This window comes from Streptomyces sp. NPDC005899 (assembly GCF_040629645.1).
In the GTDB taxonomy this organism is placed as follows: Bacteria; Actinomycetota; Actinomycetes; order Streptomycetales; family Streptomycetaceae; genus Streptomyces.
In genome coordinates, this window is the sequence record NZ_JBEXWB010000471.1 from 1 (window position 1) to 3,928 (window position 3,928).

General features: G+C 73.2%; 1 protein-coding gene. It reads left to right on the plus strand.

Going from position 1 to position 3,928, the window contains the following annotated elements; genetic code table 11:
• Positions 1-126: 126 nt before the first annotated feature.
• A complete protein-coding gene (locus ABZ371_RS30055; RefSeq protein WP_358685508.1) occupies positions 127-3,882 on the plus strand; it encodes a S8 family serine peptidase in 3,756 nt (1,251 codons plus the stop codon).
• The last annotated feature ends 46 nt before the right edge of the window (positions 3,883-3,928 follow it).

Genomic DNA, 3,928 nt, shown 5'->3' on the forward strand with positions numbered 1-3,928 from the left:
GCCGCTCGCCCGGCCCCGCCGGAGCGGGCCGCCGCCGGCCGCCGTCGCGGGCGGGTAGCCGCCACGGCGGTTTCACGCCAGGGCGCAGGCCACCTGCGACCCCGGATTTACCGGTAGATCAGCTGCATGACACTTTCCCTCTCCGCCGTCCCCGGCCGGGCGAGACCCGCTCGCGCGGGACGCAGGGCTCTGCTCATAGCGACCTCGGTCGCCCTCGTGAGCGGCGTCATGCTCCCCGCGACGGGCTCCGCCACCGCCGCCGCGCAGTCTCCGTCCGCCGGGGCCGGCCCCACCGCCCCGGCCCGTGACTACGACATCACCCTCGTCACCGGCGACGTCGTCCACTACTCGGACGGCGCGGGCGACCAGGACACCGTCACGGTGGACCGGCCGGACGGCGCGACCGGCGGGGTCCACGTGCAGCAGGCCGGGGGCGACGTCCACGTCCTGCCCGACGAGGCCGGTGCCCTCATCGCGGCGGGGAAGCTGGACCGCCGCCTCTTCAACGTCTCCGCGCTGGTCGAAATGGGCTACGACGACGAGCGCTCCGACGGCATCCCGCTGATCGCCACCTACCCCGCGGGAGCGGCGCGTTCGCTGCCCGCGGCGCCGCGCGGCAGCGAGGCCGTCCGCCGGCTGGAGTCGATCCACGGTGCGGCGCTCACGGCCGACAAGGACGACGCCCGCGCGTTCTGGAGCGACGTCTTCCGTACCGCGAAGGGACGGTCACCGGGCGACGGCATCGCGAAGCTCTGGCTCGACGGCAAGGCCCAGGCCACCCTGAAGGACTCGGTGCCGCAGGTCAACGCCCCGCAGGCGTGGGCCGCCGGCTTCGACGGCAAGGGCGTCACCGTCGCCGTGCTGGACACCGGCATCGACGCCACGCACCCGGACGTCAAGGACCGTGTCAAGCAGGCCAGGAGCTTCGTCCCGGGCGAGGAGGTCGTCGACAGGAACGGCCACGGCACGCACGTCGCCTCCACGATCGCCGGGTCGGGCGCGGCATCGGGCGGTGCCGCCAAGGGTGTCGCACCCGCCGCCGACCTGATCGTCGGCAAGGTCCTCGGCGACGAGGGGTCCGGCGCCGACTCCGGCATCATCGAGGCCATGGAGTGGGCGAAGGCCGAAGGGGCCGACGTCGTCTCCATGAGCCTCGGCTCCAGCGTCCCGGACGACGGCACCGACCCGATGGCGCAGGCCGTCGACGCCCTGTCCGCCGACGGCGGCCCCCTGTTCGTGATCGCCGCCGGCAACGCCTACGGCGCCGGCACCATCGGATCACCCGGATCCGCCGCGAGCGCGCTCACCATCGCCGCCGTGGACAAGCAGGACGACCGCGCGGACTTCTCCTCGATGGGCCCGCTGGTGAGGTCGTACGGCCTGAAGCCCGACCTGTCGGCGCCCGGCGTCGACATCGAGGCCGCCGCCTCGCAGGCGGTGCCCGGCGCCGACGGCATGTACCGGCAGATGTCCGGTACGTCGATGGCCACCCCGCACGTCGCGGGAGCCGCGGCCGTCCTGAAGCAGCGGCACCCCGACTGGTCCGGTCAGCGCGTCAAGGACGCGTTGATGGCCTCCTCGAAGCAGCTGCCCGCGCACACCCCGTACGAGCAGGGCACCGGCCGGCTGGACGTGAAGGCGGCGATCGACACGACGATCGAGGCCACCGGCTCCGTCGAGGTGGCGTCCTACGACTGGCCGCACTCCGCGTCCGACCCGGTCGCCGAGCGCACGATCACCTACCGCAACACCGGGGACCGGGACGTCACCCTGAGCCTGGCCACCGACGCGGACTCCGCCGCCTACACCCTCTCCGCGTCCACGCTGACCGTCCCGGCGGGCTCCAGCGCCCGGGCGGTGCTGTCGCTGGACCCCTCCGGTGTACCGAACGACACGGAGTTCTCCGGGCAGGTCGTCGCGAAGGACGCGGCCGGCACGGTCGTCGCGCACACCGGTTTCGCGTTGTACAAGGAGCAGGAGCTCTACGACCTGACTTTGCGGCTCCGGGACCGCTCGGGTGCGCCGATGGACGGCAACGTCGTCATCGCGCAGCTCGGCGACCCGAACCTGGGTGTCGTGGCGGTCCCCGGCGACACCACCCTGCGGCTGCCCCCGGGCAACTACACCGCCTGGACCTCCGCCGACATCGACGGTGACACCGCGGACTCCAAGGCCGTCGCCTTCCTCGCGGCCCCGGAGACCATCCTGGACAGGCCCACCACGGTCACCCTGGACGCGTCGAAGGCCCACAAGGTGAGCGTGCGCACCCCCAGGGAGACGGAGACGCGGCAGGTCCGGTACGACATGGCGCGCACGGCCCCGGACGGCACCGTCCAGCGCGACGTCTTCCAGATCCCGCTGACCTACGACCAGCTGTGGGCCGCCCCCACGAAGAAGGTCACCCAGGGCGGCTTCAGCTTCCTGACCCGCTGGCGCCAGGGCGAGGAGCTGATCGACCTGACGGCCGACGGCCACGACGTCCCGGTCACCGTGCAGGGCGGCTCGGTCGTCGCCGAGGACAGCGAACAGCAGCTCACCGGTGTCTACGCGGGCGTGGGCGCCGCGGCCGACTACAAGGGCCGCAGCGTCAGGGGCAGGGCCGTCGTCGTCACGCGCAGCGACACCGTCCCGCCCGCCGAGCGGCTGGCGAACGCGGTCGCGGCCGGCGCGAAGGCGCTGTTCGTCGTCAACGACGGCCGCGGGGTCGCGATGGAGAGCTACGTGCCCTACGGCGAGCAGACCGCCATCCCGGTCGCCTCGGTGCGCAGGTCCGCGGGCGGGACGCTGATCGCGGCGGCGCAGCGCGGCAGGAAGCTCGCGGTCGACCAGAAGAGGTTCGCCTCGTACGTCTACGACCTGGTGGACCGTCACGACGGGGCCGTCCCGGACCGCTCCCTGGCCTTCGCCCCGGCCGAGCGGCGACTCGCCGAGGTCGTCAACACGTACTACGGCCACCGGGACACCGTGGGCGCCGGTTACCGCTACGACATCCCGGACTACGGCCCCGGCGTCGGCTTCGAGGAGTACGAGAGGTTCCCGGGCACCCGCACCGAGTGGGTGACCCCCCTGCCGGGCGACTCCTACTGGTACGAGAACCACTCGCTCATGAACGCCGCCGCCTCCGACACCGCCGCCGAGATGCGCAGCGGGAACCTGGACTACACGGCGGGCCGCACCTACCGCGCCGAGTGGTTCGCACCGGTCACCCGCCCGCGCCTCGGTACGGGGTTCTGGGGCCCCTTCCGCACGGTGAACAACGACGTGCAGTTCAACATCACCCCGTGGACGGACTCTGGCGCGGGGCACTCCGGCTCCATGCCCGCGGACGAGTACGACACCACCTCGTACGCCTTCTACCAGGGTGGCAGGCTGCTCGAACAGGGCGCCGGCCGCGCCGGTTACGCGGGGGACCTGCCCGCCGCCCGGACGCCGTACCGGCTGGTCGTCGACTCCGCCCGCGACGGTGACGTCTGGAAGACCTCCACCCGCACGCACAGCTCGTGGGAGTTCGAGTCGGGCGCGCTCGACGCCGGCGGCCCGTCGCAGGCCGACATCCCGATGCTCCAGCTGGACTACGACGTCGACACCGACCTCGCGGGGGACGCCGACGCCGGGAAGTGGACCGAGATCGGCCTGGCCTCCGGCACCCAGGAGTGGCTGAAGGGGGCGGTGCGTGCCAGGAAGGCTTCGCTGTCGGTCAGTTACGACGACGGGGCCACCTGGAGCGCGGTGGGGCTGAGCAAGCGTGCGGACGGCGCGTGGACCGCCCGGTTCAGGACGCCTCGCGCGGGAGCGTCGTTCGTCTCGCTCAAGGCGCACGCCGAAGCCGGCGGCGGCCTCGCCGTCGACCAGGAGATCATCAGGGCCTTCGGCCTGAGGTGACGGCGGCGGGCTGCCCCGCACCGGAGCCCTCGGGCCCGGTGCGGGG

Coding starts and splice junctions, on each gene's coding strand:
- ABZ371_RS30055 (WP_358685508.1), top strand. CDS start 127: ATGACACTTTCCCTCTCCGCCGTCCCCGGCCGGGCGAGACCCGCTCGC.